Raw genomic sequence first — 13,179 nt, forward strand, 5'->3', positions numbered from 1 at the left:
TATCCGCACCTCCTGACTGCTTTTCCCCGGCCTTCCTCATACAGGCCGCCCTCTGTGGAGCTCGTGCGTGTCAAGGATGCGTAGCACCGCGTAGCGGACGCCCGGAGGGTGGTCCTTGACTCGTGCGGGCGGAGCGAGACGATTCGGCTATGAGGAAGGGTGGGGTTGCCAACGTGATCCGATGCCACGCCGGGAACGTGCCGGGTGCTCGGGATGCTCGTGCTCGGCGATCCGGACCGCGGTAGACCGGCGGGGCTCGGCGGATCGTCCGGCCGGCGGGGAGCTGTGGCCGTGGCGTGGCTGCTGCCTGCCTGGCGTCGCCGTGGTCGTTGCGGGAATGGCCTGATTCAGGGTCTGGGCGGTTGCGGCCTGGAGGGTGGCCGCCGACGCGCCGGTGCGCCTGAACGGAGCTTGCGCAGTGAAGGTGCGCCGTAGCGTGGCGGCGGCGGCCCGCAGGGCCGCTGCCGCTCTTGAACCTATACAGCGAAATTCGGCAATTGATCGCGGAGATGCCAAGCGTGAGCGTCCCGCCAGTGTCGGTCTACGTTAGCTTTGGCGGTTCGCGTCCCGGACCAGCCAGGCTGCACAACGGTCAACGTAAGCTGGCAAGTCAGATGAACTGAACTCATCGAGGTCCCAGTCGGTGGGCTCAACGGCGCGTTTCCAGACGTAGGCCCAGGCATTGAATCCGCCAGCCAGCGTCAGCAACTCAAGGTCGTAGTCTTCGTCTTCGAAACGATCGAGGAGAAGCCACTCCTGAGGGGTAAGGCCCGTGATGACCCTGCCGGCTGCGGTATGGCCTGCACTCGGTACAAGACCTGGGTAGACCCGATCCGGTAGCCGAGCGATTCTCCAGCCATTTGCGACGCCGGGTGTTGTTTCAGGAATTCGCCCTATGAGGGTGTGCAGCACTTCGCCGGCCTGGAGGGTGCCGTACGCAAATAGCGGCATGGTGGCAGACGATGAGATCCCTTGCGTGCCAAGAACATCTGCTCTACCGATATGCACTCGGGCCGTTGCTGATGCCATGGGGATTCCTCTCTCCGGGCGCGAGTCCCGCTTACTGGCTTCGCTCAATGTGTTCTACGTCCCAGCGGATTGTTACTGATTGACCTGGCCGTAGATAGTCTCGGGTCAGAGTCAGCAGCACATCATTGCCGTCATTGTCCCAGATAACATCTTCCGAGACGGACCGCTCTGAACCGCTCAATTGTTCTTCAAGTGCCGAGTATGACAGAAGCTTCCCAACCTCGTTGTGCTGCAACATGATTGTGACATGCCGCGTGTAGCGTGGTAAGCCCTGCCTCCAGTAGTGGTCGCTGACGAATTGACCTCCAGTGCATTCATACGAGATTATGCCGGTCTCACCAGATTGGATAGGCGGTGAGATTTGGCAAGCGAACTTCGCCAGACCTGGAACATCGTGAGTGCGTTGAATTAGCACTTTTCGAGATCCGCCTTCTAATGGAGATATTTCGATTCTATTCGGCGTATGCTCGAACCATAGTTCGCGTGGAATTCGCGCAAGCGGCTGATTGCTCATATTGAACAGTTCGTGCCGATAGACTATGCGCGAGTGCCCTCCTTTGGAAATGGAGATATCCACTTGCATCTCAAGTTCAACGACCTGTCCGGCCAGACTGGCAAGGCGAGCGGTTTCGTTGGCGTCCAGTCGGAGTACTCGCGCGAGCGCTACGAGCTTCTTGGCAATCTTGTGGAGTGAGTTCGGAATGTCGTGCCCGGAGGAGTTGATCGCTCCGTCAAGAGTGATTGCCTCTCCGGCGTCGTGGACCGATCCGGCCGGCGCCCATTCTGCGCGATGCGCATCGGGCGTTTGAAAAGCCTGGCTTACTGCCTGGATCAACTGCCCAACGGCCGAATCCGTCACGGGGACATCGTCGGAGATTACCTCGAAGAGGTTCTCGGCCGTCCAGCCGGGGAACATCTTTTCCAGGATGCGGCAGTGATCGGGATAGGGCAGCCCTTTGAGGTCACCGGCCAGCCAACGATGAAGCTGGCCTCGACTGGGGGCAGAACCCACAAGATCGGGATCCAGCGCGACGGCAACGCGATCGTACTCACGGCAGAACGTTGCATACTTCTGCCAATGCCGCTCTCTCAGAAGCTTTTTCAGCCGTATCGACTGAGTCATCGTGACCCCCTGCGTCGGTGAACCGATCGTGATACCAGGGTAGTAGAGGCGACACAGAAGCGACAGTCTTGCACCCTGGCGCGACAACGACGTTCAAGACGAGACACTCGCGGGGTCGCAGCGAAACACCAGCTTGTCGTTACCTGGAAGCAGAGCAGGCAACAGGCAAGGAGGTGACAGCGAGACATGCAACCGAGACTGGCTCAACTCAGCCCTCGGCGGCATCCTGCTCGAGCTTCTCGACGCGAGAAGCCAGGTCGGCCGTCTGCTCCCGGAGTTGGCGCAACTCATCACGAAGGGAATCCAAGGTCAGTTCATCGCCAGCGGGCAGTTCGGTTGCGACGAACACGCCAACGGCCGGCGTCGCGACCAGCCACCCCTGATGCTGGAGTAGCTGTAGAGCCTTTTGCGCAGTGCCTAGCGACACGCCGAAATCGTCGGCCAGTTGGCGATTTCCGGGCAACCGATCCCCCGGCTTCCGCTGTCCACCGACGATGTCCCGCTTGATGTCTTCGGCGACTTGCTGGTAGGCGGCCAGTCCGGCGCGCTGGGAGTTCATGCCCACCATTGTACGAAAACCGACCGCTACCGACATAGGTCAGCACCTTGCGGACTGATGCATACCGATATATACTGATATGTATCAGCATAACAACTGCCGCGTAATACCAACTAATACAAGGAGATTCAGAGATGGCTTTGAAGGATGTGTGGTTCGAGGTGCCGTTTCAGGTGGCGTACCCGATGGGTCTGTTCTTGCTGGGTGAGATTCAGGCGGTGACGGAGTACAGCACGGACCGGAATGCGCCGAAGATCCAGAAGCAGGACTACGACCGGGACGGCAACGGCACCGGGCTGCGGTTGTGGAAGGGCACGGTGACCGATCCGTCGGCGCAGTCCCACAAGCAAGCGAGCTTCGAGGTCGTCTTCGTGGCGAACGTCCAGCCGGTTCCGTCGGCGGATGAGATCGCGCCGGGTATGCGGCCGATCGTGCTGGAGGGTCTGCATGTGAAGCCGAAGATGGCCGGTCAGGGCGAGTTCAAGTCGATCGCCTGGAATGTGCGGGCGAGCGGGATCATGGGTGATACCTCGGGTGCGAAGCGGCCGGCGGCCGAGAAGGCGGCGTGATCGTCATGTCGTTCATGAACGTGTCCACCGGCTACAGCACCGCGGTGAAGGTCGAATACCATCCGCAGACTCAGGGCCGCGCCTTTTCTGTTCCCGCGTTCGTGTCGATCGAGCTGGAGTTGAAGAACAGCAGGGCCGATCTGGTGCTGTCGATCGAGGACGCTCGGCTGGTCGCGGACCAGATGTCGCAGCTCTTGATGTTGCACGATGCCGCGGAGCGTCTGGCCGCGGAGAAGGCGATCCCGTCCACCCCGACCTCTGATACCTCGAAGGTGGCGTGATTGTCATGAATCAGAAGGCGATGCGGTGGGCGCGGGTGTTCGCGGTCCTGGTGATTGTGGGTGTCGGTGCTGCCGCATTCCGCCTGTCCTTCGCGACTCTGCGCGATCTCGCGAAACTCGCTCACGTGCCGGCGTCGGATGCCTGGTTGCTGCCGTTGATCATCGACGGCACGATCGTGCAGGCTACGGCGGCGGTGCTGGTGTTGGCGAAGTCGAAGGAGCGCCGCTGGTTCACCGGGGTGTTGGTGGTCGGGGCAATCGTGTCGGTGGCCGGTAACAGCCTCCATGCGATCGCCAACGGCCACGAACTCCCGGGGTGGGCGTGTGCGGTGGTGGCGGCTATCGCCCCGGTCGGCCTGCTGGTCGACACTCACGGTCTCGCGCTGCTGCTCCGTACTCCGGTCCGCACTCGCGAACCGGTCACCGAACCGGCTTCTGTGTCGGTGGATGAGACTGTGCCGGAGCCGATCCCGGTCCCCGACCCGATCACCGTGCCCGAACCCGTTGCGGTTCCGGTGCCTGAGGTGATCCCTGTTCCTGTTCCTGTCCCTGCTCCGGTGCGTCGTCGTCCGGCGGCGGTGGTGCAGCCGATGTTGCCGCTCGCGGTCCCGGTCGCCAACGCGTGAACCGGGGCCGCCCGGCCTCCGATCGTCAAGTCTTCGAACATGTTCCGCCCTGAGGAGGGGTGATGTCTGTCTCCATGTCTTCGTCCGGTCCCGGCCTGGTGCCGAAGATCGTGACCGGTGCCGGGGCGGTGGTGATCGCGGCCGGTCTCGGTCTGGCCCTGATCCGCCCGGCCACTGCCGCCCATTCGTCGGCTCCGGTCACCACCGAAGCCCCGACCACAACGGTCATGACCACGGAGGTTCCCGCTCCCGCGATGGCCTCTGCGCCGGTGCCGGCTCCGGTCTCGGCCGGTGCTCCGTCGTGCGTGATGTTCTGCGATGAGCCGCCGTTGCCGCCGGCGGATGCCTCCGGGTGCCGGTTGTTCTGCGACGTGATCCGCCCGACCGAAGGCGGTGTCCGGTGAGTGCCGCGGAGTTGGCCCCGGTGCTGGTGTCTGGTGGTGCTGCGCTGGTGATGGCGGCCCGGATGGCGTTCTGGTCGAAATCGGTTCCCGCACAGTCGATCTCCTCGGCGGATATCGCTGGTCAGGCCCCGGTGGCGTTGCGGGCGGCGGTGTTGACCTTCGCCGAGCCGATGGTCACCAACATGATGTTGGCGTCGGTGGGTCTGGCGTCGCCGAAGATCGGCTACCCCACCTTGGAGTGGTGGAACTACAGCCGTCACGGGCTCACTGCCCAGTTCCATCTGTTGCCCGGCCAGTCGATGAAGGACTGGACCACTCCGGTGGTGCTGGCGGCGTTGGCGGATTCGCTGGGTGCCCGTGAGGTGACGGCATCGCATCCGGATCCGGGGTTCGTCCGTCTCGAAGTGCGCGTGTTCGACACGCTCGCCGCACCGGCAGCGTTGCCGGTCACGGTCCACAACGGTGTGGGCTTCGGGGCGGTCCCGGATCTGGAGGCGGTGCCGTTGGGTGTCACGGAGAACGGTGATGTCTGGACGATCCCGGTTCTCGGTACTCACCTGCTGCTGTCCGGGAAGACCGGTTCGGGCAAGTCGGGGGTGGTGCAAGCCTTGTTCGCGGGCCTGGCTCCGGCGATCCGTGCGGGCCTGGTGGACCTGTGGGTGATCGATCCGAAGGGCGGGATGGAGTTCGGCCGCGGGGAGAAGCTGTTCACCCGGTTCGCGTTCGCGACGATCGAGGACATGCTCGCGCTGCTGGCCGAAGCGGTGCACGAGCTGGACGAGCGGCAGTCCCGTCTGAAGGCACAGGGTCTGCGCAAACTGGTCCCGACCGTGGATGACCCGCTGGTGGTCGTGTTCATCGATGAGGCGGCCACGTTGTCGGCGTTCGCGAACCGTAAGCAGCGTGAGCGGTTCGAGGAGCTGCACGGCTTGTTGCTGTCGAAGGGTCGTGCTCCGGGGTTCTCGGTGATCGAGACGGTGATCGATCCGTCGAAGGACACTGTGCCGCAACGTCAGTTGTTCCCGTATCGGATCGGGATGAAGTTGTCGGAACCGACCCAGGTCGCCATGATCTTCGGACCGGGCGCGGTGGAGCGGGGTGCTCGCTGCACCGAAATTCCCGACTCGACTCCCGGTGTCGCCTACGTGGAACAGGACGGCTCCTCCGACATCATCCGGGTCCGGTCGTACCTGGTCACCGATGACGATATCGACGCGATCGTCACCGCCTACGCCCCGCAACCCCGCCCGCTGGTCATCGACGCCGATGACACGGCCGGTGATGACAAGGGCGAGTCCGGAATCGCGGTGGCGGCATGAACCGCTACGACGAGCTCGACACGGCCCTCGATGACCGGATCTGGTTGCGGGAGTTCGCCGAACGCCGGGGCCTGTGCGGCGTGCAGTCCCCGGACGATTTGGAGGCTGTGGCATGACCGCGGTGGTGGGTGTGCAGCAGGTGTTGGACTGGTTCGGGTGCTCGTTCGGGCACTCGGGCCGGCCCCGGCTGCTGGACTTGTATTGCGCGTCTGGTGGTGCTGCGGTCGGGTATCACAGGGCCGGTTTCGATGTGGTCGGCGTCGACATCTGCGATCAGCCGGACTATCCGTTCGAGTTCCATCGCGCCGATGCGATCGAGTATCTGACCTCCCATGGTGGTGAGTTTGCTGCGGTCCATGCCTCGCCCCCGTGTCAGGCGTCCTCGGCGTTGACGGCGGGTACGAATCAGGCGCTCGCCGGCAAGTACCCGCAGTTGATTCCGGCGACCCGTGCGGCGCTGATCGAGTCGGGGCGGCCGTGGGTGATGGAGAACGTGCAGGGGGCGAAGCTGCGCCGGGATGTCGTGTTGTGCGGGGAGATGTTCGGGCTCAATGTGATCCGGCATCGGGTGTTCGAACTCGGTGGTTGGACTGCTGCGCAACCGGTGCATCTGCGTCATCGCGGTCGGGTGGCCGGTTACCGGCACGGGGACCGGTTCGACGGTCCGTACGTCGCGGTGTACGGCTCAGGGGGCGGCAAAGGCTCGGTCTCCGACTGGCAGGCCGCGATGGGGATCGACTGGACCAGCAACCGCCGGTCGTTGGCCGAAGCGATCCCACCTGCCTACACCCAGTTCCTCGGCGGTCACCTGCTGCGCCACCTTGGCGTGGATGTGGAGGTGCCGGCGGCATGACCAGCAACGACAATCGCGAGCCGAAACCCGCTGCGCGAAAGGTGAATCCGATGGTGCAGGCGGCTGCGGATCAGGTCCGGCGGTCGAAGAAGAAACGGCCGACGAAAGCGAGGGAGCTGCCGCGGTGGACCTGCCGCGATCAGCTGTCGCTGTTCGATCCCTCGGAGGTGACCGAATGACCAGCATTCCGACCCGGAAACCGTTGCGGCTGGGTTCGATTCGTGAGGACGGGGAGTTGCCGCGGCGGTCGTGGTCGTCGCTGGGGGAGTTCGTGACCGGCTATCTGTCGGTGGTGTACGCGCGGCAGGTCACCGACACGATCGACACGGTGTGGTGCCGGCAGTGGTGGTGCCACCCGGAAGCGGTGGAGCGGCTGACCTTGTTGTGGCGGACCCGCGAACTGGCTACGACCGCGGCGCGGGTGAGTGGCTGGTGGCTGGGTGACTGTGAACCGCACATGTCGGCCCTGTTGAGCGTGTCGGGGCCGTTCAAGTACTGCGCTGCCGGCCACAAGACCCTGTTGCGGCCGTTGCCCACCGACCTCGACGCCGCCCACGAGGCGGGCTTGTTCACTCCCGCGTCACCGCCCGTCCTGGCGTGACCAGAAAACACCACGGAGACAAGGAGATTCACGATGACACCGGATTGGGACGACTGGGACGAGGAGGAGGACCGGGGCAGTGATTGGGAGGGGATCGGCAGTGAGGCCGAGGAGCGGCACGCGGTGGTGCGGTTCCAGGGCGACAAGGTGAAGATCGCCGTGCGTGACGCGGCCATCGAAACCGTGGTCACGATGTCGGCTGCGGAAGCCCGTGAGCTGAGCCGCCTTCTCAGTCTCGCGGCCGATCGCGCTCAACGCGACCAGGAACGGTGGCATCGCCGCCGGATGCAGCTGGAGCGTGACCGCGAACGCGCCCTCGAACGCGGCGTGTGGTGACCACCAAAACAACACTTAGACAAGGAGATTCGTGATGATCGAACCGGACTACGACGAGTACGACAACGACCCGGAGGAGTGGGGCGACGAGTGGGATGGTGTCAGCGACGACACGAACGATCGTCATGCGCTGGTGCTGGTGCAGGGCGAACAGGTGAAGCTGGGCGTCCGTGACCGCGACGGCGAAACCGTCATCACCTTGACCGCCGGCGAAGCGCAGCACATGACCGCGATCCTGCACGTCGCGACCGAGTACGCGAGACGGGATGAGGAACGCAACTACCGCCAGCAGCGGCGCGCCGAACGCGAACAGGAACGGGACCGGGACCGTGGTACGGAGCGCGAACGGTGACGAGACACCCCGAATTCGACACCGGCAGAGAGGATGTGGCGTGATGGATGACCGTAGTTCCGAAGACCTGGTGTTCTATGCAGCGCCCGGTGTACAGGGTTTCGGTCCGATGACCTGTTACCCGGATATCGATCCGGCCGGCGTTCCGCGTCTGGTCGTGCATGTCGGGGTTGCTGGTAGCGGGTCGATTCTGAGTCTGTCGCTGGGCACTTCGGTGGTGCGCCGGCTGGCTGCGGAGCTCCCGAGCCTGGAAACGATGTCCACGCACCTGTGGGCTCCGGTGCGTGATGACTAGCAAGTCGGTTCCGGAGCCGGGATCTCGACCTGGAACGTGACAGGTGACCAGGAACATCGAATCATCAACCAGCAGAAAGGATGTGGCGTGAGCGGCGGAAACACTGCCGTCGTCCTGAGCGGCTCCACCGACAACGGTGGGGCCGTTTCGGTCGGCTCTGCGGATGAGGCACCGAAGCGGGTCACGGCGGCGGATCGGCGTGCCCGGCCGAACCTGATGGAGATCGTTCAGGCCGCGGCGGAGAAGTTCCATGTGTGCAAGCGTCCGATCCCGATGCGAGCGTTCCATCCTGCCTCCGGTGAGTCGAAATATGTGGGGGCGGCGTGTAAGACGACGCGGGCGTCGGATTGCCCGGCTTGTGCGGCGAAGGCGAAGGCGCTGCGGGTGACCCAGTGCAACGAGGGCTGGCACATGACCGCCAACCCGACCGACGAGCATCGGTCCCCGACCGAGCATCAGACAGCGTTGTTGACTGCGCGGGCGGATCTGCTCGCCGAGTACAAGGCTGCGCGTGCCGCAGAGGATGAGGAGACGGCGCAGGGGTTCCGGGAGGTGATCGCGGACCTGGATCGGGAGTTGCGGGAGTCGGGGATCCGCGGCCGCATTCCAGGTATCGACGCGGTGGCGAAACCGCGCCGGGTGAAGTCTACGCGGCGCCGGCAGGAGTTCCCGAACCTGCCCCACAAGAAGGTCTCCAAGGACACCACCGGCCGGACGTTCGCCGGCAAGCACCAGCCCTCGACGTTCCTCACGGTGACCCTGCCGTCGTATGGCCGTTGCCATTCCGATGGCGCGGTGAACAAGCAGGGGCAGGTGTGCGGGGATGGTTCCCCGGTTGACCCGGATAGCTACGACTATCGGCGTGCGGCCCGTGACGCGATGTTTTTCCCGAAGCTGTTCGATTCCACGATGAAGAACTGGCGGCGGGTCACTGGCCGTGCTGTCCAGTACTTCGCGACGGTGGAGCCTCAGCGTCGTGGTGCCCCGCACGCGCATATCGCCGCCCGTGGTACCGACCCGCACGCGGTGATCACGGAATTGTTGGCGGGGACGTATCACAGCTTGTGGTGGCCGCATTTCGACCACGAGGTCTACACCGATGAGCGGATGCCGGTGTGGGACTACCGGACGGGTGGGTTCGTGGATCCGGACACCGGCTACATCCTGCCGTCGTTCGATGACGCTCGCGCGGTGATGGACTCGGTGGACGACGTGGAGCCGGCGCACGTGATCCAGTGGGGCGTCCAGGCCAAAACCGTCGATGTCGATGGCGACGGGTACGACCTCGACGCGGACGGCGAGCGTGGCCCGGTCCGGCCGAACAAGGCCAAGGGCGTCCTCGGCGGCAGCAAGGACGCGAACCGGCTCATCGGCTACCTCACCAAATATCTCACCAAATCCATCGGCGAAGTCCTGGAGGCCCCGAACGAGCGGACCCGCCGGCACTATGAACGCCTGCACGCGGAGTTGCAGCGCACCCCGTGCTCGGAGACCTGCGCGGTGTGGCTGCGCTACGGCATCTCACCCCGGAACGCGTCCGCGAAGACCCAACCGGGCCGCTGCAAGGGCAAGGCGCACCGGCGGGACACCCTCGGCCTGCGGGGGCGTCGGGTGCTGGTGTCGCGCCGCTGGAGCAACAAGACCCTGCCCGATCACAAGGCGGACCGGGTGGAGTTCGTCCGCCGGGTCCTCGCCGCGGTCGGCAAAGCCAAGCAAGCCCAGTCCGAAGGCTGGATCGTGCGCCTGACCGAACCGGACGACCCGAACGTCCCGACCCGCGAACAGTTCATCTTCGGCGAGATCGCCAACCGAACCGCATGGCAGAACGACTACAACGAAGCGCTCGGGCTCATAAGTCCACCAGGCGCGCAACGGATTTCGGATATGCCGGTCGCGGCATAGGGAAGGGGATGGACATGTCGAAGCTCTTGACCGAAGCGGATGTCCGGAAATTGATTCCGGTCGGGCACAGCAAGTATTACGAGCTGATCGGGTCGGGCGTTCTGCGGTCGGTGAAGATCGGCCGGCGGCGGTTCGTCACGGAACAGGCGGTCGCGGACTACATCGCCGGTCTGGATCAGGCGGCGGCATGAGCAGGCGGCAGCTGCCACCGCAGATCGAGAAGGTGACACTCAAGGACGGCTCGGTCCGGTACCAGGTCACCGCGGAGGCGGGTGTTGACCCGAAGACCGGCAAGCGACGCCAGACCCGCAAGCGGTACCGGACGGAGCGAGAAGCACGATCGGCGTTGGCGGAGTTGGCGGCCACGGTTGCGCGCGGAACGTACGTTTCCCCATCGGAGCTGACGGTAGAGCAGGCGTGCGCTGAATGGTTAGCCGGTAAGCGGGTCCGCAAGACCACGATGTCCGCCTACGCACACTCGCTGCTGCCGCTACGGACCCGTCACGGTGACCTGCCGGTCCAGAAGCTCACCAAGAAGCACCTTGACGACCTCGTGAACGATCTGGTCGCCGGTGCGTTCGTCGGTTCCGGTGGTCGTACGCACCGGTCGTGGAGTCCGCAGACAGTCAACCCGATGCTCAACCATATCGGCGCTATGCTGCGGGGCCTGGTCGATCAGGGGTTGCTGGTCCGCAATGTCGCGTCTCTGGTGGATCGGGTGCCGGGTACGAAGAAGGAGATGCAGACCTTCACCACGGCGGAGGTTCGGCAATTGCTGTCGGCAGCCGACGATGATCGCAACGGCCATGCCTGGCACTTGGCGTTGTCCGGGCTGCGGCGCGGTGAGATCGGCGGGCTTCGGTGGTCGGATGTCGACTTCGGCGCGAAGGTGCTCCGGATCCGGAACAACCGCGTGAGCGCCAACGGCCAACCCGTTGAAGGCGATCCGAAGTCCGAGAAGTCCATTCGCGCGCTTCCGCTGACGGATTCCCTCGCTGACGCGCTCCGGCGGGCGCACCGTATCCAGGTTCGCGAGAAAAAAGCTCTCGGCAATGCCTACGGACCCGGGACGCACGTCGTCTGCGATCCCGCCGGCCACCCGTATCACCCGGACACGCTCAGCGACTACTGGGATCGGATGTGCCGGACGGCGGGGGTTCGGCGGATCCGGCTGCATGATGCTCGGCACACCTGCGGCACGCTGATGCACCTGGAGCGGGTTCCGACTGCCGTCATCGCGGCGTGGCTCGGACACGCGGACAACGCCTTCACCATGCGTACCTACGTCCATTCTCAGGATGGCGCGCTGGTTGCCGCGGCGCTCGCATGGCAGACCGTTGTGACAAAGCGTGACATCGACGGTGGTGAGGCTGCGTCCGCTGGCACCGATCGGCCTCCGCTGAATGAGGTCTGACCAGCGAGAATCAGGAGAGCCTCCTGTCAGGATTGAACTGACGACCTTTCGCTTACAAGGCGAGTGCTCTACCACTGAGCTAAGGAGGCGGGAAAAGCGGGCCAATCATAACCGGGGTGGCCGGTGGGGCGGAAAAGGCGGAGGTCACCGGGTACCGGCACGGACCGGCCGGCGATGCGTATGGGCCCCTCGGGGTCGCATTCGCACCGCCGGCCGTGAGCGCGCGCAGTATCCGCGCAGTATCTCCGATGTTCCGCGAGTCAGGACTGTGCGGCCTGGCGGGCCGCGTCGTCGGCCGCCATCGCGTCGCGCAGGCTCTTGGGCCGCATATCGGTCCAATTCTTCTCGACATACTCGACGCAGGCGGCCCGGCTGTCCTCGCCGAAAACCACTCGCCACCCGGCCGGGACCTCGGCGAAGGCGGGCCACAGCGAGTGCTGCTCTTCGTCGTTGACCAGAACGAAGAAGCGGCCGTCCTCGTCGTCGAAGGGGTTGGTGCTCATCTCACCTCACTGGATACTGGCGCTGTGTACGGTTACGCGGTCGGGTGTCCGACCTGGGGCGAACCCCGTGACGCGTGTGTCGACCCTAGCAAGCTCAACGTTACGTGGGTGCGGCTCGCCTCGAGCCCGTAACGCGGTTCGCAATCAGCGGGAACCTGCGAAGAAATCCAGCAGGACCTTGTTGACGGCCTCCGGCCGCTCCAGGTAGCCGTAGTGGCCCGCGTCGGGAATCTCCTGGTAGCGCGCTCCGGGGATGACCTCGGCGAGTTCCCGGCACAGGTACGCCGGGATCATCCGGTCGTCGGCGAAGCCGATGGCGAGGCACGGCACCCGGATCCCGCGATATGCCTGCAAACGATCGAAATCGTGATCCATGCGGCGTTGCGCGCGCACCCCCGGGGTCACCGGGCCGCCGGTGAATTCGAACAGATCCAGCCAGTCGCGGGCGGCATTCGGCTCGGCGAGCGTCGCGGGAGAGAGATTCATCACTGCGGTGATCGCCGCGTCGTACTTGGCGGGCAGCCGCACACCGCTCGCGTCGAGTTCGTGCTCGCCCTCCGACAGCGTCTTCTGGAACAGGTCCAGGCGGGCGTGACCGGCCAGGAAGGCGGCCTTGCGGACCAGGTCGGGCCGGGCCAGCGCCAGTTCCTGGGCGACCCGGGCGCCCATCGAGGTGCCCGCGACCAGCGCCGGACCCTCGTCCAGCAGTTCGATCAGGGCCGCGGTGTCGGCGACCATGTCCTCGATGGCGATCCCGGCGGTCGATTCGAACGAGGGCGCGATGCCGCGGTTGTCGAAGGTGCACACCCGGTACCCTGCGGCCAGCAGCGCGGGCACCTGATGCAGCTCCCACACGCGGCCGGGGCTGCCGGTGCCCATGATCAGCACGACCAGCGGCGCCGCGCCCTTGGTGTCGGTGCCCTGCGCCCTGTCCCCCTTCACCTGATAGTTCAGCGCGATTCCGTTCACCGTGGCCAACGGCATGAGCTTCGGACCCTTTCTGCTACCTTCTG

19 protein-coding genes and 1 tRNA gene are annotated in these 13,179 nt (G+C 64.8%); 14 read left to right on the forward strand and 6 right to left on the reverse strand.

Going from position 1 to position 13,179, the window contains the following annotated elements; genetic code table 11:
• Positions 1-546: 546 nt before the first annotated feature.
• The 3 genes from G361_RS48775 to G361_RS0133470 all read right to left on the reverse strand — a co-directional run bounded on the left by G361_RS48775 (position 547) and on the right by G361_RS0133470 (position 2,711).
• Positions 547-1,029, reverse strand: coding sequence for a gamma-glutamylcyclotransferase family protein (locus G361_RS48775; RefSeq protein ID WP_196814713.1), 483 nt, complete (start codon positions 1,027-1,029; stop codon positions 547-549).
• Positions 1,030-1,060: 31 nt separating this feature from the next.
• Positions 1,061-2,152, reverse strand: a complete 1,092-nt coding sequence (locus tag G361_RS49910; RefSeq protein ID WP_155981942.1) for a hypothetical protein — start codon at positions 2,150-2,152, stop codon at positions 1,061-1,063.
• Positions 2,153-2,360: 208 nt separating this feature from the next.
• Positions 2,361-2,711: a GntR family transcriptional regulator gene (locus G361_RS0133470; protein ID WP_036496326.1), complete on the reverse strand. Its 351-nt coding sequence runs from the start codon at positions 2,709-2,711 to the stop codon at positions 2,361-2,363.
• Positions 2,712-2,845: 134 nt separating this feature from the next.
• Here G361_RS0133470 and G361_RS0133475 point away from each other — a divergent pair, with 134 nt between their 5' ends.
• The 14 genes from G361_RS0133475 (at position 2,846) to G361_RS0133545 (ending at position 11,663) form a co-directional block, all read left to right on the forward strand.
• Positions 2,846-3,280 (forward strand): hypothetical protein, encoded by a 435-nt coding sequence (locus G361_RS0133475; protein WP_026343815.1) that lies wholly within the window; start codon positions 2,846-2,848, stop codon positions 3,278-3,280.
• A complete protein-coding gene (locus G361_RS0133480; RefSeq protein WP_019931508.1) occupies positions 3,277-3,561 on the forward strand; it encodes a hypothetical protein in 285 nt (94 codons plus the stop codon). The genes G361_RS0133475 and G361_RS0133480 overlap by 4 nt, the downstream gene beginning before the upstream one ends.
• A gap of 5 nt (positions 3,562-3,566) precedes the next feature.
• Complete coding sequence (locus G361_RS45815) at positions 3,567-4,187, forward strand: DUF2637 domain-containing protein (RefSeq protein ID WP_019931509.1); 621 nt, start codon at positions 3,567-3,569, stop codon at positions 4,185-4,187.
• A 62-nt stretch (positions 4,188-4,249) separates the two neighbouring features.
• Positions 4,250-4,591 carry a hypothetical protein gene (locus G361_RS0133490; RefSeq protein ID WP_019931510.1) on the forward strand — a complete coding sequence of 114 codons (342 nt, stop codon included), beginning with the start codon at positions 4,250-4,252 and terminating at the stop codon, positions 4,589-4,591.
• Positions 4,588-5,910: an FtsK/SpoIIIE domain-containing protein gene (locus G361_RS45820; protein WP_019931511.1), complete on the forward strand. Its 1,323-nt coding sequence runs from the start codon at positions 4,588-4,590 to the stop codon at positions 5,908-5,910. The genes G361_RS0133490 and G361_RS45820 overlap by 4 nt, the downstream gene beginning before the upstream one ends.
• A gap of 112 nt (positions 5,911-6,022) precedes the next feature.
• Positions 6,023-6,763, forward strand: a complete 741-nt coding sequence (locus tag G361_RS0133505; protein WP_019931513.1) for a hypothetical protein — start codon at positions 6,023-6,025, stop codon at positions 6,761-6,763.
• The gene (locus G361_RS0133510; protein WP_019931514.1) at positions 6,760-6,942 is read left to right on the forward strand and encodes a hypothetical protein; all 183 of its coding nucleotides are present in this window, start codon (positions 6,760-6,762) and stop codon (positions 6,940-6,942) included. Before G361_RS0133505 ends, G361_RS0133510 begins: the two co-directional genes overlap by 4 nt.
• The gene (locus tag G361_RS45825) at positions 6,939-7,364 is read left to right on the forward strand and encodes a DUF4913 domain-containing protein (RefSeq protein WP_019931515.1); all 426 of its coding nucleotides are present in this window, start codon (positions 6,939-6,941) and stop codon (positions 7,362-7,364) included. Before G361_RS0133510 ends, G361_RS45825 begins: the two co-directional genes overlap by 4 nt.
• 33 nt (positions 7,365-7,397) lie before the next feature.
• On the forward strand, positions 7,398-7,700 hold the full coding sequence (locus G361_RS0133520; protein WP_019931516.1) for a hypothetical protein: 303 nt from the start codon (positions 7,398-7,400) through the stop codon (positions 7,698-7,700).
• A gap of 34 nt (positions 7,701-7,734) precedes the next feature.
• Positions 7,735-8,052, forward strand: coding sequence for a hypothetical protein (locus G361_RS0133525; RefSeq protein WP_019931517.1), 318 nt, complete (start codon positions 7,735-7,737; stop codon positions 8,050-8,052).
• 40 nt (positions 8,053-8,092) lie between these two features.
• Positions 8,093-8,347 (forward strand): hypothetical protein, encoded by a 255-nt coding sequence (locus G361_RS0133530; RefSeq protein WP_155981943.1) that lies wholly within the window; start codon positions 8,093-8,095, stop codon positions 8,345-8,347.
• 87 nt (positions 8,348-8,434) lie between these two features.
• Positions 8,435-10,249: a replication initiator gene (locus tag G361_RS0133535; RefSeq protein ID WP_019931519.1), complete on the forward strand. Its 1,815-nt coding sequence runs from the start codon at positions 8,435-8,437 to the stop codon at positions 10,247-10,249.
• Between the two features lie 14 nt (positions 10,250-10,263).
• Positions 10,264-10,440: a helix-turn-helix domain-containing protein gene (locus tag G361_RS45830; protein WP_231387181.1), complete on the forward strand. Its 177-nt coding sequence runs from the start codon at positions 10,264-10,266 to the stop codon at positions 10,438-10,440.
• Positions 10,437-11,663 carry a site-specific integrase gene (locus tag G361_RS0133545; protein WP_019931521.1) on the forward strand — a complete coding sequence of 409 codons (1,227 nt, stop codon included), beginning with the start codon at positions 10,437-10,439 and terminating at the stop codon, positions 11,661-11,663. The genes G361_RS45830 and G361_RS0133545 overlap by 4 nt, the downstream gene beginning before the upstream one ends.
• Before the next feature lie 17 nt (positions 11,664-11,680).
• Here the strand turns inward: G361_RS0133545 and G361_RS0133550 are convergent.
• The 3 genes from G361_RS0133550 to G361_RS0133560 all read right to left on the reverse strand — a co-directional run bounded on the left by G361_RS0133550 (position 11,681) and on the right by G361_RS0133560 (position 13,150).
• A tRNA-Thr gene (locus tag G361_RS0133550) sits at positions 11,681-11,752 on the reverse strand.
• A 171-nt stretch (positions 11,753-11,923) separates the two neighbouring features.
• The gene (locus G361_RS0133555; protein WP_019931522.1) at positions 11,924-12,166 is read right to left on the reverse strand and encodes an MbtH family protein; all 243 of its coding nucleotides are present in this window, start codon (positions 12,164-12,166) and stop codon (positions 11,924-11,926) included.
• Positions 12,167-12,310: 144 nt separating this feature from the next.
• Positions 12,311-13,150 (reverse strand): alpha/beta fold hydrolase, encoded by an 840-nt coding sequence (locus tag G361_RS0133560; protein ID WP_019931523.1) that lies wholly within the window; start codon positions 13,148-13,150, stop codon positions 12,311-12,313.
• Between the last annotated feature and the right edge of the window lie 29 nt (positions 13,151-13,179).

This window comes from Nocardia sp. BMG111209, from assembly GCF_000381925.1.
In the GTDB taxonomy this organism is placed as follows: domain Bacteria; phylum Actinomycetota; class Actinomycetes; order Mycobacteriales; family Mycobacteriaceae; genus Nocardia.